Genomic DNA, 21,244 nt, shown 5'->3' on the forward strand with positions numbered 1-21,244 from the left:
TAGCCGCCTTAGCGTCACGTAATAATTTCGATTGCCCACCCTCGACATTGTAATCACTCCATAAGCGAGCGGGCATAATGTAGTGCATGTCGAGGTCGGAAATGCCTCGGATTGCCGTCCACCGTCCGTAAGAACCTACTTGAAGATTGTTGGAGGTAGACGAGTCCGTGTCTCTGAACTCTTTATTCAGCGCAGTTGTGATCTCTCCATATCTGAGACTGATCTGGCTGGCATTATCAATTTTAATGTTTTCGAGAAATTCTTTAAATGTATCGGCGATGCTCATTGATGCCTCCTTGCTCAATTTTCAGCACACTTGCTACGAGTGTCCTGATGGTCCTCGAGTGCTTGATCAGGATGAAACAATGTCGAAGTCGACATGGGAGATGCCCAGCCACGCTTCGAGTCAGGGACGAATATCAGTAGGTGAAATTATTTAGCCATCACTATAGGCAGTTGCTTTATTGACAGCAAGGGGCGGATGCGCCCGATTCGGCATGGGCGCTCACGATCCAACGCGCCCCGACGACCACACCTTTCATCGGTGGGGTAATTACCCCTGCTAACGACTTTTCTAGCCTGAAATCTGTCTACCGCAGGGTGAGGGTTGCTGATCATTCGTTGACGCGAGCGCTCGCGACCCCGAGAAGGTCAGGCAGATGAGATCAACTTATGCGAATCAACAGTCCAGAAACGCTTGAAAGGCTGCACCGTCAGCTCCAGGGCTGTCGGTATTTGATATGCCTGGATTTAGAAGCGACTTGCGACGAGTATCCAAGCGGGATGGCAGAGAGCGAGCGCGAGCACTATCCCCTTATCGTTCCCGCGGATGAGATGGAGACTATTGAGTTGGGAGTCGTAGTGATAGACCTCCAACGGAAATGTAAGCAGATCGATGAGTTCGATAGCTTCGTGAAACCATGGCTCCACCCCGTCCTCTCGCCCTTTTGCACACAGCTGACGACGATTACCCAAGATCAGGTTGATGCCGCAGACACCTACGATGAAGTCAGGGTGAAGTTCGATGCCTTCATCGGCAGCTATCTTGGATCGGGAGTCGTGTGGTGTTCGTGGGGTGATTACGACCGTCTACAGCTTGAAGCAGATGCGAGACGAACCAATACCACGCCGATGCTTCAGGGGGTCCCTCACGTAAATGTGGACCAGGTATTCACCAGTCTTATCGGGTCGGAATCTCCAGATTTGAAAACCGCCGTAGAAGCCGCGGGACTGAGATGGAGTGGCCAATATCATCGAGGAATTGATGATGCCAAGAATATTGCCCGTCTGATGGCCAAGTTACTGAACCGAAATGTCTCCCCATCCCAAGCGCGAGGCGGTGTCATCGGGAAGCCCGGAGATTCGTAGCGAAGCTTGCGAGTCGTGAATGGAGCCATGGCTGTGAGATGGATATGGTGTCGCTGGATTCGAGCCCTTGGTAATTGATGGGCATTTCTACACTGGCTATCTCGTTTGAGGGGGCGACGGGAGTAGGGCAGATGGTTCGCAACCCAGGCTATGAGCGATTTGGTAAAGCTTCTCGAGCGTAAGGTTCACTTCGCCTCTTTCAATGCGGCCCATGTAGCTGCGATCAACCCTGCACATCAGTGCAAGGCTTTCTTGAGAAATCCCTCTGAGCTTTCGAGCTCCTCTGATTTGTTTACCCAGCTCCTTCGCCAGATCCCACATAGCCGCCTCGTCTACCTGAGGCGGCACTATCTTGCGTTTGCGGATAGACAAGCCACGGACTATAATCCGTATTTCTATGTACAACGCGTTTCGTCGCGCTCAACCTGCCTGCCAATTTGTGGCCAACGGAGCAGAGCAACCTGCTGGTGCAGAAGTAAGGGCGTTACCAGATCTCAACTCGTGCTGCAGCAGGGAGCCAGCCAAACTCACGATGGTGTATCAGTGATATACGTGCTCGACCCCGCGCGCCGCTCCGTTGAAGCCAGGTCGCATTGCGAAGTGGAAGGCCTGTGCTTCCTTGCGACAATCACTTCAATCCATACAGGCAAACAGGATCGGGCGGCGATAGTGCGTTGCGCCTATGAGCTCCAGAGCTACTTAAATTTTGCGAAGGGGGTGGGCATTGAAGGCGTGCAGATGTTGTGCCCTCCCGATTTAACCGGTCGACCGGCATGGAGTTTGGAGACCTTGGTCCGAATTGTGTGCTTTAGAGGTGTTGAGACCGAAGAGTCGGCGGTGGTTTATGAGACCTCGATGGGTACCTACAAGCTGGGTGAGCTGGACCTTCGCAGGAAGAAAACGCGCCAAGTATGGTACTCAGAGCGCCACCTGCGCGCTCATACGCCGCATGTGCCAGACCATGCTGTTGACATAAGCGAGCTGCATTTTTACGGCTCGACCATGTGGACTGGAGCCTGATAGATCCTACGATGGGCATTTTCATGTCTAGCCGACAAATCAGACGCTAAGCGAGTGTTCAATGGCAACTCTGGGACAAGCGAGAGAAGCGCTGAGAAATGCCAAAACTATTGTATGTTTTTCCGGTGCTGGCATCTCCGCCGAGAGTGGTATCCCCACCTACCGCGATGGGATGACTGGTCTTTGGGCGGGTCAGTCTGCTCAACAGATGGAGACGGCCAAGGCGTTCCGACAAAACCCTCAGCTTATTTGGGGGTGGTATTTGTGGCGCAGGCAACACGTGGCTCGTGCTCAGCCCAACGCAGCTCATCGATCGCTGAGCCAACTAATTCGCCGCGAGCGGCCAATCCCAATCATCACGCAAAATATCGACGATCTGCATGAACGAGCCGGATCAGTCGACGTGGTTCATTTGCATGGTTGTTTATCGTCTTCGAAATGCTTTGCGTGTCATCGGCCAGCACGGGTGACGCCGGTTCCCATTCAGGAGGAGGGCGCACTGGTCGAGCCACCGAGGTGCGTTCACTGTAATGGAAGATTGCGTCCAGGGCACGTGTGGTATGGAGAAGAACTACCTGCTGGCACCTGGAAATCAGCCGTATCGCTGGTAAAAAATTGTGACGTCTTGCTATCCATAGGAACATCCGGAGTGGTTACGCCCGCTGCCAGCCTTCCAGGCATTGCACTGTCTGCCGGCGCCACGGTTATTCATGTTAATACTGCTGATGTAAGCTTAGACGCGGCCAACGAGCTCATGCTCATCGGCAAGGCGACCGAAATCCTCACGCAGTTGTGCTCACCCCTGGTTATCGCGGGTCGTGCTCAATGACGACAACTCATGAGCGGACACGCAGTGTCGTGGAGGCCGGAGAGTTTCTCGCAAAGCTTTCGCAAGACAGCTCCCTGCCAGACCCAGTGAGGTGCGAAGCCAAGCGCCTGCTCCGTCATTACCCCAGTGTTCAGGACATCTCACGGGCCGGACACTTAGAAAGCGTGCGGCAGCGAGCCATTGATGAGCTCTCAACTGGGGGGTTGAAACTGCCACCTTCACTTGGTACTTGGCCACTCTGTGAGCCGTTTTTCTCTGACGACAACGACCGGCCTGCGGCGGTTGTCGTATATTCTTCGAAGGAGCTCGGTGATACTGCCCCAGCGTCTGGATGACAGCAGACGATTAGCTTGATTAGCCTGCCGCTCATCACCGGGCAGCAAGCCAGTCGCTGCTGGCTTTCGCTAGCAGGTAGGCATCATCGGGCAGGGCACTCAATGCCGTGCCGACCAAGGTCAACAGTGTGGCGATAATGATGGCGCCGGTCTGGTCAGCTAACGCGCGGGGCAGGGTTATTTCCCCATGGTAGCGGATATTGTCGAAGCACAGGCGCATGTGTGTTTTCAGGATGGCCAGCTCAGCCGTGGCTCTGGAGTGAGCCTCCTGTAGCGCACGCACATCCTGACGCAGGGAGGCCAGTTCGCGAAGCTCGGGGCTGGGGTAGTTGTGTAGTCCGGTGATGTTGGTGAAGGTGGATGACTTGTATTCGGCCACTGCGGCCGTCGGCTCAAATGTCGCGCGCAGCGACTGGACCTTCGCCGCGGCGGCTAAGGCAATGGTAACCAGTCCGGAAAACATCGCGAGCAACAGACCGAAGATCAGCATATGGTTAGCTTCGGCTAGGCCAAGCAAGGTAAAGATGGCCACAACCAGGGCCATCACAATCGTCATTCCAATCATCGTTTTCATGAGCCTTCCCTGTGCTCTGGTGGAGCGGGACAGTATGGGCAGAGCAGAGCGGAGAATCCAGCGACCGCGTTACTGTTGTTCGCCCTCGCCGGTGCTGCCCTCCGCAGCAGGATCCGCGGTCGTGAGTAACTGGCTAGCGCGACTGTCCAGCAACGAACCTGCCTGAAAATAGCCCATCACCGTGCTAATGCTGCGGTGCTCGGTCATGGCCATGACTTCTCCAAGGGGAACCCCTTGGCGTCCTGCTTCAGTAACGAATCCAGAGCGCAGGCTGTGGGCTGCCCAATCCCCCTCAAGCCCTGCCAGCTTCGCGCGGCGCTGTACGATTCGAGCCACCTGATCGGCTGACACCCCGTCCCGGCTGACCCTCCCGCCTTTATAGAGACGCCGAAAAAGCGGGCCGGAAGCGGCAGGGGCGACTTCAAGCCAGGCGGCCAACGCGTGTGCAGCGGGACCACGCAGTGGCTTTTCCCGCCGCTGACCGCTGGTGTCCGTTTTGGTCGCGCCCAAGGTGTAAATCCAGGTATCGCTGTCCAGCGGTCGCACATCATTGACGCTGAGGCTGACCACTTCCGAGCGCCGTCGACCGCCCCCACTCCACGCCAGGAGCAACAGGGCGCGATCACGGACGCCGCGCACGCCATCGCTGCAGGTGGCCAATAAAGCCTGCAGAGGCTCCAGCACCACCGCGGTCTTCTTACGGACCTGCAGACCCTGACGGCTTTGTGCCTTGCGTGCTTCACGGAGCAGGGTCTTGACGGCGATGGACTCGGTGGGGCTTGGCCATTGATGCACCTGATGCCATTTGCTCAGGACTGCCAAGCGATGGGCGACTGTGCTGAAGGCCAGCGCACCGAGTTTGCTTTTCACTTTGGCGGCGACCAAGGCCGCGTCGATCGCGGCGGGGAGGAGGTGGGACCAATCGCCACTGTCCAGTGGCCGCGCGAGGTGATCGACGATGAACTGCAAGATCACGGTGTCCGGCAGTGGACTGTCATCCAGGGTACGACCGTAGCGCAGTTGCAGCCAGGCCGACCAGTAAGCGAGCGCGCTGCGGTAGCTGCGCACGGTATTGGCGGCGGTGCCTGCGGCGATGAACGCCTGTGCAGCTTGCTGAGCGTTATCCGCGAGCCGATTCAGCTCCAGCGGCGCATCAACGGACGTTTTCAACTCATTCGTTTTATTCATTACGTTCAACGTAGTAAAATAGTAGATACTAAAAAATAGAGTCGGATAACATTTAATTATCAGACCTAATATACCCGGAGGTGAGTCATGGCAGTAGGGGTGCCGGAAAACGACGTGTTTGCCGCGGCAGACGCGGTGCTGGCGCGCGGTGAGCGGCCGACGGTGGAGCGTGTACGTCTAGAGCTGGGGCGCGGCAGCCCAGCACGAGTTGGTGGCTTGCTCGATCAATGGTGGGAGCAGCTCGCCGGGCGTCTCCGCGGGGAGACCCGGCTGCCTGGCCTGCCCGCGGAGGTGGCACAGGCGTTCGTTGCTATCTGGCAACAAGCAACCGTGCTGGCCCAAGGCTTGGTCGAGCAGTCCCTGGCCGGCCAGCGCCAAATACTCGAAGAAGAGCGGGCACACGCTGCGGGAATCGAAGACGCAGCGCGGCAGGACGTTGCTCAGTACCGTCACCAAGCCGCCGCTGCATTGACAGAGCAGCAGGGTGCTGAGCGCCGAATGGCAGATCTCGAACGCCTGCTCAACCAGGGCCAGCGACAAATCGAAGACCTCGCATTGCAGCGAGACGGTTTAAAAGACGAGCGTGATGCCGGACGCGCTCGGATTCAGGAACTGGAGAGACAGCTACTGACCAATAGGTATGAAGCGGAACAGGCTCGATCCGCGCATGAGATGTATGTGCGAGGAGTGGAGGAGCGGGCTCACCGTGAAGTTGATCGTGCGCGCGAGGAAAATAAAGCGACTCAGTTGCTGGTCAAACAACTGGGCAAGCAGGCGGATCAACTGCGGGAGCGACGCGAGCTCGCAGCCGCGCAATTAGGCGAGGCGCGAGAACAAAACGCCGGGTTGCAGGCATTGGCGGAGCAGCAAGAGCGCCAAGTACATAGCGCTCAAGATGCGCTCAAGCGGGTCCAGGATGAATTGTCCCAAGCCATGAAAGGCCTAACCGCTCAACAGGCCCGGGCTGAAACTTTGGAACAGATGATCGCGCAACTTCGCTTGCCTGCGAAACCCACGCGCAAGAAGGCGCCGACCAAGCCCAGAAGACCGAATCCTAATTAAGCATCTCTCTCACCAAGGTCTCGGCCAGAAGCCGCGTGCCGGCATTGCCGTGAACTGGCCATATTAGAATGTGATCAAGGATCCGTCGCCTATTTCGTGCAGAGGCAACGGGGTGAACGCAGGCCGGAGCGCCGTAAGCGGCCAGCAAACACACCTTCAAAAATCCAGAATTAAGGGCAATGGTGTCCGCCTATTTTAAGCGGACGCGATCACCCTTATCGCTAGGATTTCCATGCGCCAACGAAGCTCTTACCCCAAACCCTTTAAAGCCCAGGTCGTTCAGGAATGTCTGCAACCCGGCGCCTCAGTTTCCAGCGTCGCCATCAGCCACGGCATCAATGCCAACGTAATTCGCAAGTGGTTGCCGATTTACCGCGATAAACCTGTCGCGCCACTTCCCGCGTTTGTGCCGCTGCAACCGATGCCTAAACGGCACGCTGATGAAGCGGTAATTATCGTATAGCCGCTGGGCGAAAAATCTATCACGGTCAAATGGCCCATCTCCGACCCGGACGGCTGCGCACGCTTCATTCGCAGCCTCTCGCAATGATACGCATCGACGCCATCTGGCTCTCGACCGCGCCCATGGACATGCGCGCTGGCACCGAGACTGCGCTGGCCCGCGTGGTGGCGGTGTTCGGTGCGGCAAAGCCGCACAGCGCTTATCTGTTTGCCAACCGCCGCGCCAACCGGATGAAGGTGCTGGTGCATGATGGCGTGGGCATCTGGCTTGCCGCACGCCGGTTGAACCAAGGCAAGTTTCACTGGCCTGGCACTCATCGCGGCCTGGAAGTTGAACTCGGCGCTGAACAACTGCACGCGCTGGTGCTCGGTTTGCCATGGCAGCGTGTAGGTGTGAACGGCGTGATTACGGTAGTTTAGTCCTGCCTTTGAGCTGTGTCGGATGAGTTGCTTTGGTAAAATCCACGGCATGACTTCCTTGCCCAATCTCGACCAAATGACACCCGACCAACTGCGCGCACTCGCTGCGCAGTTGCTGTCGAAGGTCGACACCATGGGTCGAAAGATCCATCGTGACAAGACGATCATCGAACAGCTCTCTCACGAAATTGCCATCCTCAAACGCCACAGGTTCGCCAAACGCAGCGAGCAGATCAGCCCAGCTCAAGGCAGTTTGCTGGATGACCTGCTCAACACCGACCTTGAGGCCATCGAGGCAGAACTGGACGCGCTTCGTCCTGCCCCGACGCCAGACGAAACCCGCCAAAAGCCCAAGCGCGCGCCGCTGCCGCCGCAGTTCCCACGCACCGTCATTCGTCACGAGCCAGAGAACACCCAGTGCGCTTGCGGCTGCCAGCTTCAGCGCATCGGCGAAGACGTCAGCGAAAAGCTGGATTACACACCGGGCGTGTTCACCGTTGAGCAGCATGTACGTGGCAAGTGGGCCTGCCGCCAGTGCGAAACGCTGATCCAGGCGCCGGTGCCCGCCCAAGTCATCGACAAGGGCATCCCTACTGCCGGTCTGCTGGCCCATGTGATGGTGGCCAAGTTCTCCGACCATTTACCGCTGTACCGGCAGGAAAAGATCTTTGGCCGTGCAGGCCTGGCGATCCCGCGCTCAACACTGGCTCAGTGGGTGGGCCAAACTGGCGTGCAACTCCAGCCACTGGTGGATGCACTGCGGGAAGTCGTACTTGCCCAGCGAGTCGTGCATGCCGATGAAACGCCGGTGCAGATGCTGGCCCCCGGCGAGAAGAAAACGCACCGAGCGTATGTCTGGGCTTATTGCACCACGCCGTTCTCGGTACTGAAGGCGGTGGTCTACGACTTCAGCCCCAGCCGTGCTGGCGAACATGCACGTAACTTCCTTGGCACGTGGAACGGCAAGCTGGTCTGCGATGACTTCGCGGGCTACAAGGCCAGCTTCCAGCAGGGCATCACCGAAATCGGCTGCATGGCCCACGCTCGCCGCAAGTTCTTTGACCTGCATGTGGCAAACAAAAGCCAGTTGGCCGAACAGGCACTGCACTCAATCGGCGGCCTGTACGAGATCGAGCGCCAAGCCAAAGAAATGAACGGCGAAGACCGCCGGCGATTACGTCAGGAAATAGCGGTTCCCGTCGCAGCAAAGTTGCATGAATGGATGCTGGCTCAACGCGAGCTTGTGCCAGAAGGCTCGGCGATTGCCAAGGCCTTGGACTACAGCCTGAAACGCTGGGTAGCGCTGACGCGCTACCTGGGTGATGGTGCCGTGCCCATCGACAACAACCCTGTCGAGAACACGATCAGGCCTTGGGCGCTTGGGCGCTCCAATTGGTTGTTCGCCGGGTCTCTGCGCAGCGGCAAACGAGCGGCCGCGATCATGAGTTTGATCCAGTCGGCACGCATGAATGGGCATGATCCGTATGCTTATCTCAAAGATGTGCTGACACGGTTGCCGACGCAGAAAGCCAGTGAGATTGAGCATCTGCTGCCGCATCAATGGATGCCGGACTGACTTACTCAGCCTGAGTTTGGCAGCCTGCTTGTCGCCCGCGTGACGTCCATTAGCTCTTCACTGGCCAACTGTTTCCGCATCGGTGTACAAGCCAGCTCAAGACCGGAGGGCGAGGTATAGATAGCTTGATTATCTCCGTGATAGCCACACCGACGGTAGAACGCGGTTGCGTTAGGGGTAGCATCTAAATGGATGTCGACGATTCCGGCTTTAAAGGCCAGTCGCTCAAGGTATAGGAGCATTGCCTTGCCAATCCCCTGTCCCATGAATGCAGGCAAAACGAAAATAGCGCCTATCTCTCCAGACTGGAAATCAATCAGACCTGTTGCGACCGGTGTCTCGCCCAACCAGGCAATGTGGTACTCCTTTTCCACCCAAGCCCGATATCGGTCTGTGAGCGGCACATCAGTCCACGCCATTACTTGCTCAGCGGTATAGACGGTAATGCATTGATGCCGGATCGCCTGGAGGCGTATATCAAACGCGGCCTCGGCGTCAGTACGTTTGGCTGGGCGAATCAACAGCATCTTCACTCTCCTTGTCATCAATGATTTGGAAGGGGAATGAAAAAGCCCCATCCATTTCTGGCGGGGCTTCTGGTCAATGCTTCTGCTCTAAGCGCGCATCGCCCTATGGCCCGCCAAAGGCAGTCATCAAGGGGCGCATCATGCTAACGAGATTTGTAGGGGGCATTGATTGATAATCTGGAAATTTGAGCACTGTGTCAATAACCGAAAATGCAAACTGGCGAGTCGCTCTTTCGTGAAATCTGATCGTATTTAGACCATTTGCTTTGTCCAGACGACTTCACCAGACGCTTACGGAGCGCCGTGCTTTTCTGTGCTTGCACCCAAATCCATTTTTGTGGACGAGTTTTGCGTTGAGGCTATGGCTGAGGGCAACGCTGGCAATCGAAGCGCCGGATTGAACACACTCTTGAATGGCCTGGGCCGCGAAGGATTTGGAATACGAACGGCGTGTCGGCTGCATGAAATAACCGCTTAAAAGGCTAGAACTGGTGCCCAATTAAATTAAGTGCACACCATGTCTTTGCTTTGCAGGGCTGGGTAGATGAATTTGCCGGACGCATACGGTCGTTTCGCTGGTGATGAATTTCTTATGATCTAGAGCGTTGCTATTGATCCGCAACTTGCGGATTCCACGCCATCCGGACACTCAGCCCACCAACATCCGGACACTCGTTCCACGCTGATCCGGACAGGCAGTCGGAGCGCAGCGACGCAGGTTCGCATTGTTAGTCTGAAGTCCCTGTCGTCGTCAATTTCGTTGCGCGCCTGCGCATCGATTCGCCCTTCAACTCGATTCTATAAGCGTTATGCACCAGCCGGTCGAGGATCGCATCGCCCAAGGTCGGGTCGCCGATCAGTGCATGCCATTTGCCCACCGGCATCTGGCTGGTGACCAGCGTCGAGCGGTTACCGTAGCGGTCGTCCAGCAGCTCAAGCATGTCGCGCCGTTGCGCGGCGGTAAACGGTGCCAGGCCCCAGTCGTCCAAGATCAGCAGGTCAGTCTTGGCGTAGCCAGCCATCAGTTTGGCGAAGCGGCCGTCGCCATGAGCCAGGCCCAGCTCCTCCATCAAGCGCGGCAGACGCAGGTAACGCACGCTGTAGCCGTCGCGGCAGGCCTTGTGCGCCAGCGCGCAGGCGAGCCAGGTTTTGCCTACGCCAGTTGGCCCGCCGATGATCAAGTTCAGGCCATCACGCAGCCACTGGCCACTGCCCAGTTGCAGGATCATGGCCTTGTCCAGGCCACGCGGGCTGCGGTAGTCGATGTCTTCCAGGCAGGCGTTGTGGCGCAATCGCGCGGCTTTGAGGCGGGTGGTCAGGCGGGCGTCTTCGCGCTCGGTCAGCTCGCGATCGACCATCAGACCGAAGCGTTCGTCGAAGCTCAGATCATTGATATCAGGCGTTGCGTGTTGTTCGCCCAGCGACTTGATCATGCCGTGCAGGCGCAAGGTTAGTAGCTTGTCGAGCGTTGGATTCGGTAGCATTTCGAAGCTCCTTTCTCAGGTCAGTGGTAGTAGCCCGGGCCACGCAGGTTGATGTGCTCGTCGGGCAGCAGCGGCAGGTTTTGCTGGGCCAGCGGCAGGCGCTCCAGCCCTTGGCGCAGGATCGACTCGAGGCTTTTGTAGCTGCATGCGCCCAGTGCCAGCGCACGCTGGCACGCGGCTTCCAGCCGCGCTTCGCCGTGCTGTTTGCTCAGGCGCAGGATGCCCAGGCAGGCGCGGAAGCCGTGTTGCGGATGGATTCGGCGTTCGAGGATGTAGGTGATGACGCCGGCGGTGTTAGGCCCGGTCTGCTCTGCCCAGCGGATCAGCCGTTGCGGTGTCCATTCGGCGTGCTCGCGGTGGCTCTTGGGCATGTGCTCGGTTTGGGTGGTGTGGCGGCCTTTGTGCTGCGAGCGAAGGTGGCTGGCCACGCGCTGGTTGGCGTGGAAGCACTCGACGGTCTGGGCCGTGAGCCGCACTTCGAGTTGGTGCTTCACTAGCTGGTACGGCACCGAGTAAAAGTGGCCATCGACCTCAACGTGATAGTCGATATGGACGCGTACCTTTTTCCATTCGGCATAGACGTACGGGTGTTCCGGTAGCCCTTCCAGGGCCGGTTGGTCGATGGCCTCGAAGGCTGATCGGCGTGAGCCGGGCAGCTTTTTGAAGGGCTTGTGGTTGAGGCGATCCAGCAGTAGCGCGATGGCTGTGTTGAGTTCGCCAAGCGAGAAGAACTGGCGGTTGCGCAGCACCGCCAGGATCCAGCGTTCGACCACTTGCACGCCGACTTCGACCTTGGCTTTGTCCTTGGGCTTGCGCGAGCGAGCAGGCAAGACGGCGACGCCGTAATGCTCGGCCAGATCGCGGTAGCTGGGGTTGATATCCGGCTCGTAACGGTGCGCTTTAGTCACGCCACTGCGCAGATTATCGGGCACCAGGATCTGCGTTGTGCCGCCGAAAAAAGCAAAGCATCGGACGTGCGAAGCCAGCCAGTCGGGCAGTTTCTGCGACCAGGTGGCCTCGGCAAAGGTGTAGCTGGACGCGCCGAGAACGGCGACGAAGATCTGAGCCTGACGGATCTCGCCGGTTTGTCGGTCGATGACCGGCGCTGTTTGCCCGGCGTAATCGACGAACAGCTTTTCGCCAGCACGATGCTCCTGGCGCATGACCACGTCGACCTTGGCGGCCCAAAGGCGGTAGTGCTCGCAGAACCAGCTGTATTGGAAGCCTTGCGGGTGGGCGAGTCTATATTCCTGCCAGAGCAGAGCCAGGGTTACGCCGGGACGGCGCAACTCGGCATGGACATGAGCCCAGTCAGGCATCGGACGTTGATCACTGGGCACAGCGGGCGGCGGCGGAAAAAGATGCCGTTGCAGCTCGGAGTCAGTCAGCGTAGACGGCCAGGTCAGGCCGTTGGCAGCAAAGCGATTGAGGTACTCACCGACGCTGGCTCGACCTACTTGCAAGCTGGCAGCGACCTGGCGGGAAGATAAGCCGACCTCGAATTTGAGACGTAGCACTTCTCGAATCTTACGCATGGATAACCGCTCCACGACGACCTCTCTGCTTCGATAAAAGAGGTCGATGGTAGTGAATTAATCCTGCTTTGCTGCCTGCCTTATTGGTGACCGGATAGCCGTGGAATAGGTGGCCGGATGACCGTGGAATCCGCAAGACGGCCTTGTGCAGCAGAATTTCCCGCAGCTTCGACCAGTGCTCATCACTGAGCAGTAATCGGGGCATTTCAAGCTCGTATTGTTGTTGTGTGGGAGCTACAACGATACGAGTTTGCTCTTATAGATCAATGGCTTAGATCGAAACGGGAACTGACCCTAGGCGAACGAAAGGAGGACGTGACCGTCTAGCGCAGCCTTACCGATACCGCCTCCGCGCAATTGATCGAGTGAGCCATGCGCATCTATAGTTGTACTGGACAACTTATTGCGTTAAGATCAAATCACATCAGTCGCCACACGGTCGGGAGGCCAATATGGGGCAGGAACATATCCACCTTGTGATCATTGATCCGCAGAATGACTTCTGCGATCTGCCAGATACCTATCTGCCCCCAAGCACGGCTTCTTCTCCCAGGATCGCTCCGAGGCTTCCGGTTGCTGGAGCGCACACCGACATGTTGCGTGTAGCAGCCTTGATCGAGGCCGGTGGGGGCGCCCTTACCGAAATTTCGGTTACTCTCGATTCGCACCAGCACATTGATATCGCTCATCCGACGTTCTGGCAGGACGGCAACGGTAACACGATTTCCTCTTTCACCCAGATCACGGCCGCAGACGTTCGTACTGGGCGCTTTGTGCCTCGGCACCCGAGTGCTCAGCCCCGCGCACTTCACTACCTCGAACAGCTTGAGTCAGCCGGCCGATACAACCACATGGTGTGGCCCGTTCACTGTGAGATTGGTACCTGGGGTCACAATGTTCACCGTGATGTCCTCAGTGCTTATAACCGCTGGGAAGAGGTCTCGCTGCGTACCGTCAATAAAGTCGTCAAGGGTATGAATCCCTGGACCGAGCATTACAGTGCGATCCGCGCTGAAGTGCCTGATCCGGCAGATGCCCATACTGAGCTGAATGCTTCCTTCATTAATCAGTTGCGCGACGCCGACAGGATCCTGATCGCAGGCGAAGCGGGTAGCCATTGTGTAAAGGCCACAACCGAACACATCGTGGAGCAACTGGGTGCAAGCAAACTCACCCTGCTGATGGATTGCATCAGCCCTGTCACCGGGTTTGATGGGCAGTACCGCAACTTCATCGAAGCGATGCGTTCCATGGGAGCCACCATCGCCACCCACACCGACATCCTTTCCTCACTGCCGGCCAACGCCGCCCAGCTGGAGCACTGATCATGACGCAGAACCGACCCATCGTTCGCAGCCTGTTGGAGAACGATCTCTACAAATTTACGATGTGGCAGTCGCTATTGCACAGCCAGCCCGGGGCACAGGCCGAGTACGGTTTTGTGTGCCGCAATGCAACTGCCTATCCACTCTCCAGCCTAAAGTCCGCAGTTGAAGATGAACTGGATCATCTGTGCAGCCTGAGCTTTCAACAGGATGAACTCGATTATCTGAGCAGCCTTAGGTTTATCAAGAGCGACTTCGTTGATTTTCTTTCGCTGTTCCGCTTCCAGCGTCGGTTTATCACGGTCGAAACAGAGGACGAGAAACTCATCATCAAGGCACGCGGACCGCTAGTACACGTGATGGGCTTCGAAATCTACGTACTCTACATCGTGAATGAGCTCTACTTTCGTGGCCTGACGGAGAATTGTGACGTACACGCGGTCGCACGGGCGCGGTTGCAGGAAAAGATTGAACTCGTGAATGCCCAGCGCGAAGCACTGCACGCTCAGTCCGACTACCCCTTTGTATTCTTCGACTTCGGACTTCGTCGACGCTATTCAGGTGAATGGCATCAGGAGGTCGTAGAAACGCTTTCCGAGGCTCTGCCTGATTATTTCCGCGGCACTTCAAATGTGTATTTCGCCAAACAGTTTGGTCTCACGCCGATTGGAACAATGGCGCACGAGTATCTGCAAGCCTATCAAGCCTTCGGTTTCCGCTTACGCGACTTTCAAAAAGCGGCACTGGAGGGCTGGGTGCAGGAGTATCGCGGCGACTTAGGTGTTGCCCTTACCGATGTGGTAGGCATGGATGCTTTCATGAATGACTTCGATCTGTACTTCGCGAAACTCTTCGATGGATTACGCCACGACTCGGGAGACCCTTTTGAATGGGGCGAGAAGGCGCTCGCGCACTACAAGAAGCTGCGGATTGACCCTGCCTCCAAACGGCTGGTGTTTTCCGATGGGCTCAATCTGCCGCGTGCAATGGCGTTGCACTCGCACTTCAGCGGTCGTATCGCGACGAGCTTCGGCATCGGCACGAATCTCTCGAACGATACGCCGCACGGGGCACTCAACATCGTGATGAAGATCATGTCGTGCAACGGCCAGCCGGTGGCCAAGCTCTCCGACTCCCCAGGCAAAACGCTGTGCGAGGATGAGGTGTATCTTGCCTACCTGCGCCAAGTGTTCTCCCCTTCCCAAGGCTGAGAATAACCGGAGACAAACATGCTTAAACTAACTGTTGCCCAGATCAACCCGACCATAGGGGACATCGACGGTAACCTGGCACTAATGAGGGCCGCAGCCCGTAAGGCGGCCTCTGAAGACTCGCAGATAGTAGTATTTCCCGAGCTCTCGCTGACTGGGTACTACCCAGGCGACCTGCTCGATGAGCCGGGCTTTCTCGCCGAGATTGAGCGCGGTCTGAACGCTGCCATTCAGGCAACCAATGAGACGCCGGATCTGTACTGGGTTATCGGTTCCCCGGTGACCCGCAGCGGCCCCGGCAAGCGACTCCAGAATGCCCTGTTAGTTCTACACGACGGCAAAGAAGTGCTGCGCTACGCCAAGCAGCTATTACCGACCTACAATGTCTTCGATGAACGACGGCATTTCGAGCCAGGGCCAGATGTTGCACGCATACTTAAGATCGGTAGCACCCGAGTGGGATTTATGATCTGTGAGGACGGCTGGAACGATGCAGGAACTGACTACGCCGTAAATCCTTGCAAGCGGCTCGCGGACGCTGCACCGGATATTGTTGTATCAATCAATGCGAGTCCGTCAAACCTGGGTAAACGCGAGCAACGTCACACGCTGTTCGCTGCGGCTAGCCGACGCAATCGATTACCAATCCTTTACGTGCATCAAGTCGGAGGTCAAGACCAGCTCGTATTCGATGGTGCCTCGTTCGCGACAACACCAGAAGAAGGGGTAGTGTTCGAGGCTAAGCGCTTTGAAGAAGATGTCGTAACCTTGATATTCGAAAACGGCAGCTTCCTCCAGAACGACCTTTCTGCATTCTCCTTATCTGTAGCGAACGCCGTCTCGCCGATGACCTTCTATCGCAAACAAATTGTGCTTGGGCTGCGCGACTATGCACGCCGTTGCGGCTTCCAGAAAGCAGTGGTCGGCTGCTCCGGCGGAATTGATAGCGCGCTGACGCTGGCGCTGGCAGTTGAAGCACTCGGGGGTGAGAATGTGGTTGCCATCACGATGCCTTCACGTTTTTCTAGTGAAACGAGCATCGGCGACTCCGAAGTTCTATGCCGCAACCTTGGCATAGAACTGCTAACTCATCCAATCCGCGACATAGTTTCAGCCTTTGAGGTGGGCTTTTTGCAAGCGACTGGCAGTGCGCCGCAGGGCCTCACGCTGGAGAACCTACAGGCGCGCGTGCGTGGTTCAATCCTAATGGAGTTCAGTAATGCTCATGGCCACCTGCTGCTGACCACTGGTAACAAGAGTGAGGTCTCGGTTGGTTACTGCACGCTGTATGGCGACACCAATGGCGGACTCGGCCTCATTGGAGATATCTACAAGACCGAAGTCTTCGAGCTATGTCGCCACATCAACGCAGCGGAAGGCCGGGAAGTGATTCCACGCACTATAATTGAGAAGGAGCCTTCGGCAGAACTTGCCCCTGGCCAGAAAGACACCGACAGCCTGCCGCCTTACTCAGTGTTGGACGATATCCTCAAACATCTGATTGAGGGCGATAGGATAGGTGAGCCGGAACAAGCATCTGTCCAGAGCCGCATTGCAGAATTGACAGCCACCGAAACTGGTCGCGCATTGATTGCTCGCATCAAGGGAATGATCGGCCGCAACGAATATAAGCGACGGCAAGCCCCACCAATCCTCCGACTACGTGCGCGCTCCTTCGGCAACGGCCGGCAGATGCCAATTGCGGCTCGACACATCTTCTAATTTTGGTAGGAGCCTCCGATGAACAACTTCGATATCGCGGTCGTGATTGGCCGCTTCCAGCCTTTTCATAGGGGACATGCTACGCTACTGAAACTTGCACTCGAGCGCGCCGCGCGCGTTGTGGTTGTTCTTGGTTCCGCCCATCGCGCACGCGATGCGAAGAATCCGTTCACATGGGAAGAGCGCGCCGCGATGATCGACCTGAGCCTCCACGAGATGGATCGCGAGCGCGTGTCCTACTTACCTGTGCGCGATCTCTATGATGACCGCCGCTGGCAGGCAACGGTGAGCCAGGGTATTTCACAGCGGCTTACCGACAAAGCGGTTCGGGTCGCACTGGTCGGATTCAACAAAGACGCATCGAGTTATTATCTCGGACTTTTCCCCTCTTGGGAATTCATTGCCGCTCCACGTGAGCACGAGATCGACGCCAGTGATCTACGACGTGTGATGTTCGAGGGAGAAGACGTCGACGCAACTGACGCACTGCTTGCAGGTCTTACTCATCCCAAGGTTCATCACTATCTGCGCGGTTGGTTGCTCCAGAGCTTTGTGGCAGGACTGCGTGCAGAGCACATCTCGATCGCACGATACAAGCGTGCCTGGAAAAGTGCCCCGTATGAACCGATCTTCGTAACAGTCGATGCGGTGGTAAAGGTGGGCAAACATGTCTTACTGGTGCAGCGCAAAGGTGAGATGGGCAAAGGGCTCTGGGCACTGCCTGGCGGATTTCTCGAACCTCGCGAGCGGCTACTGCAGTCCGCCATCCGAGAATTGAGGGAGGAGACTGGGCTTGGAATCCTTTCGGTGACACTGGAAGGGGCTTTCAAGGACACCATGGTGTTCGACCACCCGGATCGCAGCCAGCGCGGGCGTACTATCACACATGCACATTTCTTCGATCTAGGGAGCGCACGGCTACCTGAGGTGTGTGGTGCCGACGATGCAACTCTGGCGCAATGGATCTTAATCGAGTCGATTCCAAGCATGGAGGAGCAAATGTTCGAAGATCACTACATGGTACTTGCCCGTTTTTTGAATCTTTGAAAAGGCGCGATTCAATGACGCGGACACTGAAGGAATCTACCAAGATGAAATTGGAGCCGTCAGATCGCTACGTTGGCAGTTTGTTCGGCCTAGCCTGTGGCGAGGCAGTGGGAACAGCTGTTGTAGTGGTCTAATGAAACCGGACACTCATTTAGGCAAAAATATCCGCCAGACTGAGGTGTCAGATGACCACTACACGGTCACCCGATTTTTGGTCTTACGGGCATGAGCCTAAAGGACCTTGCCGCCACTGATACGACAGCCTTGCGTGAGAGTAAGCCACGAAGTGGAATGATGGCAGGTACGCCATCGACTCAAATCTGTCCCGCATCTCACATTGGTCAGTTTGGCATCAGCCCCAACGCCCAACAAAGCAATAATAGCCGCGATAAAGCAAGGTTTCACGGTTTTTATTGTCAAGTTTGACCAGCGTGAAACGTTGACTGCCAGGGGAAATATGGGCAACTTAGGAGCGACTTGCGCACGCGAACTTTTGGAGTTGCACCATGCCCCTGACCGATCTCATCATCCAAGGAGCCGAGCCTGCCGCCAAACCGATCAAGTTCTTCGACGCCGCCGGGCTCTGTCTGGAAGTGCCTCCCTCCGGCGTTAGATGGTGGCGCCCGAAGTGTCAGTTCGCTGTCAATGGACGCCGTCTTCCTATCGGCACCTACCCTCATGTCAGCCTCAAGGAAAACCGCATCCGCCGAGCTGCTGCCAAGATACAGTTCTTCAAGGGTAGCAATACATCAGCCGCAGGCCAGGCTATTATTCATAAGCAAGGCATCAACACAGAAAACAACTTTGAAAAGCTCGGTCCAGATTGGTGCGTGCAATGGAGGTACCCCCGTGCTGCCGGCCACACAACGCACGTCGTTCGACGTCGCGACGTCGATCTATTTTCACCGTTCGGTACAAGGCCGATCGCTTCAATCACGACGGTGGAGATAGTGCCAGTGGTCAAGAAAAAACATGCGCGCGGTGCACTCTATATCGCCAAACGTACCCTACATAGCACCGGGGAAATTTATCGTTTTGCTGTTGGCAACGAACAGATCGAGTGCAACCTAATAGCAAAGATGAAACCTGCGGACGCACTCACGCCAAGTATCAAGCGCCACATTGTGCGAGTCACCGGAAATGAATTGCCTAAACTGCAGCGCAAAACGGCAGTGGCGTACATGCGAACTATAGAATTGATTAATATCCGTGGGGAGTCATTCGAATTTAAGAGCAATATCAGCATCTGGCGTAATCCCGCCGCGCGCACTAAGATAAGGCATTCGCCCATCATCCCGCTCGCTCGATTAATGGTCCCCTTCCTCGATCAACGACGCAAGTTCATGGGAAATGGAGATTTCTTATCTCACGGGGACCGAAACGCTTGCCAGTTCATTAGCAATAACGCGCTCCTGGTTGCCAACTACCGAACGGGTTATTCCCCCCGTGTAACGGGGAACGGCTTCCGGGGTTTCGCTTTGGCGTTCCTTCAAGACCAGCATTATAAGCACAAATACAACGAATTTCAGATTGGCCATCAGGATAAGCGCAGGTGCTTCAACGTGCGTTGCAGCGAGCGGTGGAATTCGCTGCCGTTGAAAAGCGGGGGGAGTACCCGCCGGTGATCAGCTTCTTGTACCTTTTCCTGCCTTTTACGTTAGCGTTCGTTATCCCTCCCTGGGTCGCCCCGCTTTATTGGTTGCTTGCGCTCATCAGCGAGATGGTTGAACAGCGCCTGCGAGGCAAAGTCAGCGTGATATATCTCTGGATGCTGGCCGCCAATACCGCCGTCGTCCTGGCGACCTTTCGCTCGGTTCCTGGCATCTGGCAAGCGGGGGCAGCGGCGGTTTTCGTTGCGTTTCTGTTGATCTGCTTCGAGACTGTTTTCAACGCTTGGGCCGGACTCCGTGTGGTGACCTCCTCAAGCGGCCCGACGTTTCTCCCCGCTGATTCCCTTTCAGAACGCGGGCCCAGCGCCTGGGGTGCCCCCGCGCCGATGACGCCCTGCGGAGAAACCGTTCGGGTTTTGCGATGCGCCGAATTCGCGATGGGCTCCCCAGTTATCTGCGACTATCTTTTCGCCGATGGCAGCCTCGTCACCGACTGCGGCGCCTCGACCGGATTTACTCCAGACGGGCGCTACTTCATTTCTCCGATGCCCTCAAGAGGATCTTGGGGGCTTCTCATTTTTGATCGTCATAGGCACCTCATACATCGTTGCGACATTGATGCTTTCTGGGAAATCGACAAAGTAGACGACCATACGGTGACGGGCAGGCACAGTCCATTGACCGATAACCAGAGCCTCATGACGACAATTGACGAACTCATTGGGCACTGTAGTACCGAGCCAATGGTCGATGTGGTCGATTTGAAAGTCGCCCGTGGCACCGCCCAGTCCTGGCAGAAGCCCCCCCCCACGCTCAACCTCCCGACCGCGCCGGGACCGGGACCGGGACCAACGGTGACATTGCAACCGTACAAGCCCAAAAGTCTCGCGCAATTTGAAAATCCGTCCGCGCCCTTGATCTCACCAAGACACCTTCTACTGGTAAATGGTGAGTCCAGCGGTCTGCTCCTCTCAGCCAAGTCACACGAATTTGTTTGGCGAGACGACGCGCAGGCTTTTTCCTGCCGCGCATCGACGCATCTCGAAAAAAACACGCCCCGATACTATCTGTGGTTAACTGGTATTGGATGGCGCCCGATCAGCGACAATGACCCCGTCTCGCATGCAAACCCCGTCATCTTTGCGCGAAAAGCCATCGCACTCGACGCCCGCGATCTGACCATCGTCTGCGAGATGACGCTGCCCGGTCTAAGTCACGACAGTTTCGGCCGGCTCGATCGCTACGTCAACGGGGGCTCCTACCACATCCAAGGAGAAACTTTTCACTCCGCCGTGCTCTACAAGAAAGTCCCACTCCCAGACACCCCAAACCGCGATTTACGATTTGAGAGTAAATCACTGCACCAAGGCAAAACGCTCGTCTGGCATTTCCTGCACCAGGATGACGAGCTCTCATGCGGCGTATTCTCCTGCTCACTGGAGGGCCGACGATTTGACGGTCTCTGGCGGATTGAGCATCGGGTGTCTTTGGATCAGCGACAAGTCGCGTTAGTGGCCTATGAGCCTCCTCCCGCCATTGCCTACCGAATTGCCATCTTGAATGCTGAAACTGAATCCCTCAGTTGGGTCGCTTACGAGATCCCTGATCCGCATCTGGTTGGCTTTAGTGAGCATTCGCTGCATCTTATTCATTTGGTAGGCCGTCTGAACCGGCAGGCGGATGGCGCTTCCCCAGCGCCCGACACGTCGCCCGAACTGTTCGATGAAGATGTCCCCCCGGTGAGCCAAGGTCGCCCGTTCCTGCGCTACCGCGAGAACTCCAGCCTTTTCTATCAATTGGCGACGCTCTCCTATAAGGATGGTCAATGGCATTACAGTAAATACTCGGCGGCGGAAAACGCAATGGGTGATCCCCCCTGAAACCAGTGCTCGTCAGAAATAGAATTTTCTCCTAATCGGATCAAGGAAATTTTGCATGAAGACATCACG

20 protein-coding genes are annotated in these 21,244 nt (G+C 56.6%); 13 read left to right on the forward strand and 7 right to left on the reverse strand.

The window, feature by feature from the left end; genetic code table 11:
* A partial coding sequence (locus CE491_RS15550; RefSeq protein WP_407681344.1) for an SMODS domain-containing nucleotidyltransferase occupies window positions 1-286 on the reverse strand: 286 nt, incomplete at its 3' end.
* Between the two features lie 386 nt (window positions 287-672).
* Between CE491_RS15550 and CE491_RS15555 the strand changes: the two genes are divergently transcribed.
* Window positions 673-1,368 (forward strand): 3'-5' exonuclease, encoded by a 696-nt coding sequence (locus CE491_RS15555; protein ID WP_110949217.1) that lies wholly within the window; start codon window positions 673-675, stop codon window positions 1,366-1,368.
* Between the two features lie 96 nt (window positions 1,369-1,464).
* Here the strand turns inward: CE491_RS15555 and CE491_RS15560 are convergent, their stop codons facing one another.
* Window positions 1,465-1,689: a helix-turn-helix domain-containing protein gene (locus CE491_RS15560; RefSeq protein ID WP_110949353.1), complete on the reverse strand. Its 225-nt coding sequence runs from the start codon at window positions 1,687-1,689 to the stop codon at window positions 1,465-1,467.
* Between the two features lie 760 nt (window positions 1,690-2,449).
* On the opposite strand from CE491_RS15560, the gene CE491_RS15570 reads away from it, so the two are divergent.
* Together CE491_RS15570 and CE491_RS31060 are read left to right on the forward strand one after the other, a co-directional pair.
* Window positions 2,450-3,217: an SIR2 family NAD-dependent protein deacylase gene (locus CE491_RS15570; protein ID WP_110949219.1), complete on the forward strand. Its 768-nt coding sequence runs from the start codon at window positions 2,450-2,452 to the stop codon at window positions 3,215-3,217.
* On the forward strand, window positions 3,214-3,552 hold the full coding sequence (locus CE491_RS31060) for a BPSL0761 family protein (protein ID WP_324881025.1): 339 nt from the start codon (window positions 3,214-3,216) through the stop codon (window positions 3,550-3,552). Before CE491_RS15570 ends, CE491_RS31060 begins: the two co-directional genes overlap by 4 nt.
* 34 nt (window positions 3,553-3,586) lie before the next feature.
* Here the strand turns inward: CE491_RS31060 and CE491_RS15580 are convergent, their stop codons facing one another.
* Together CE491_RS15580 and CE491_RS15585 are read right to left on the reverse strand one after the other, a co-directional pair.
* Window positions 3,587-4,126 (reverse strand): hypothetical protein, encoded by a 540-nt coding sequence (locus CE491_RS15580; RefSeq protein WP_110949220.1) that lies wholly within the window; start codon window positions 4,124-4,126, stop codon window positions 3,587-3,589.
* 69 nt (window positions 4,127-4,195) lie between these two features.
* Window positions 4,196-5,323: a site-specific integrase gene (locus CE491_RS15585; protein WP_199885130.1), complete on the reverse strand. Its 1,128-nt coding sequence runs from the start codon at window positions 5,321-5,323 to the stop codon at window positions 4,196-4,198.
* A 78-nt stretch (window positions 5,324-5,401) separates the two neighbouring features.
* Between CE491_RS15585 and CE491_RS15590 the strand changes: the two genes are divergently transcribed.
* The 4 genes from CE491_RS15590 (at window position 5,402) to tnpC (ending at window position 8,834) form a co-directional block, all read left to right on the forward strand.
* Complete coding sequence (locus CE491_RS15590; protein ID WP_110949222.1) at window positions 5,402-6,376, forward strand: DNA-binding protein; 975 nt, start codon at window positions 5,402-5,404, stop codon at window positions 6,374-6,376.
* Between the two features lie 232 nt (window positions 6,377-6,608).
* The gene (locus CE491_RS15595; RefSeq protein ID WP_110949223.1) at window positions 6,609-6,839 is read left to right on the forward strand and encodes a transposase; all 231 of its coding nucleotides are present in this window, start codon (window positions 6,609-6,611) and stop codon (window positions 6,837-6,839) included.
* Between the two features lie 83 nt (window positions 6,840-6,922).
* Window positions 6,923-7,258 carry an IS66 family insertion sequence element accessory protein TnpB gene (gene tnpB / locus CE491_RS30785; protein WP_158288001.1) on the forward strand — a complete coding sequence of 112 codons (336 nt, stop codon included), beginning with the start codon at window positions 6,923-6,925 and terminating at the stop codon, window positions 7,256-7,258.
* A 49-nt stretch (window positions 7,259-7,307) separates the two neighbouring features.
* Entirely contained in the window at window positions 7,308-8,834 is a 1,527-nt protein-coding gene (tnpC, locus tag CE491_RS15605) for an IS66 family transposase (RefSeq protein WP_110949354.1), read from the forward strand.
* A 5-nt stretch (window positions 8,835-8,839) separates the two neighbouring features.
* Here the strand turns inward: tnpC and CE491_RS15610 are convergent, their stop codons facing one another.
* From CE491_RS15610 to istA, 3 genes are all read right to left on the reverse strand, one after another.
* A complete protein-coding gene (locus CE491_RS15610) occupies window positions 8,840-9,361 on the reverse strand; it encodes a GNAT family N-acetyltransferase (protein ID WP_110949224.1) in 522 nt (173 codons plus the stop codon).
* A gap of 728 nt (window positions 9,362-10,089) precedes the next feature.
* Window positions 10,090-10,845 (reverse strand): IS21-like element ISPsy14 family helper ATPase IstB, encoded by a 756-nt coding sequence (gene istB / locus CE491_RS15615; RefSeq protein WP_110949225.1) that lies wholly within the window; start codon window positions 10,843-10,845, stop codon window positions 10,090-10,092.
* A 20-nt stretch (window positions 10,846-10,865) separates the two neighbouring features.
* Entirely contained in the window at window positions 10,866-12,380 is a 1,515-nt protein-coding gene (gene istA, locus CE491_RS15620; protein ID WP_110949226.1) for an IS21 family transposase, read from the reverse strand.
* Window positions 12,381-12,832: 452 nt separating this feature from the next.
* Between istA and CE491_RS15630 the strand changes: the two genes are divergently transcribed.
* The 6 genes from CE491_RS15630 to CE491_RS15655 all read left to right on the forward strand — a co-directional run bounded on the left by CE491_RS15630 (window position 12,833) and on the right by CE491_RS15655 (window position 21,175).
* Window positions 12,833-13,705 carry a cysteine hydrolase family protein gene (locus tag CE491_RS15630; protein WP_110949228.1) on the forward strand — a complete coding sequence of 291 codons (873 nt, stop codon included), beginning with the start codon at window positions 12,833-12,835 and terminating at the stop codon, window positions 13,703-13,705.
* A gap of 2 nt (window positions 13,706-13,707) precedes the next feature.
* On the forward strand, window positions 13,708-14,916 hold the full coding sequence (pncB, locus tag CE491_RS15635) for a nicotinate phosphoribosyltransferase (RefSeq protein WP_110949229.1): 1,209 nt from the start codon (window positions 13,708-13,710) through the stop codon (window positions 14,914-14,916).
* An 18-nt stretch (window positions 14,917-14,934) separates the two neighbouring features.
* On the forward strand, window positions 14,935-16,638 hold the full coding sequence (locus CE491_RS15640; protein WP_110949230.1) for an NAD+ synthase: 1,704 nt from the start codon (window positions 14,935-14,937) through the stop codon (window positions 16,636-16,638).
* 18 nt (window positions 16,639-16,656) lie between these two features.
* Window positions 16,657-17,685 carry a bifunctional nicotinamide-nucleotide adenylyltransferase/Nudix hydroxylase gene (locus tag CE491_RS15645; RefSeq protein ID WP_110949231.1) on the forward strand — a complete coding sequence of 343 codons (1,029 nt, stop codon included), beginning with the start codon at window positions 16,657-16,659 and terminating at the stop codon, window positions 17,683-17,685.
* A gap of 506 nt (window positions 17,686-18,191) precedes the next feature.
* A complete protein-coding gene (locus CE491_RS15650) occupies window positions 18,192-19,310 on the forward strand; it encodes a tyrosine-type recombinase/integrase (RefSeq protein ID WP_110949232.1) in 1,119 nt (372 codons plus the stop codon).
* Window positions 19,238-21,175, forward strand: a complete 1,938-nt coding sequence (locus CE491_RS15655; protein ID WP_110949233.1) for a hypothetical protein — start codon at window positions 19,238-19,240, stop codon at window positions 21,173-21,175. The genes CE491_RS15650 and CE491_RS15655 overlap by 73 nt, the downstream gene beginning before the upstream one ends.
* Window positions 21,176-21,244 lie beyond the last annotated feature (69 nt).

Origin of the sequence: Pseudomonas bohemica (genome assembly GCF_002934685.1) — a bacterium.
GTDB classification, from domain to species: Bacteria; Pseudomonadota; Gammaproteobacteria; order Pseudomonadales; family Pseudomonadaceae; genus Aquipseudomonas; species Aquipseudomonas bohemica.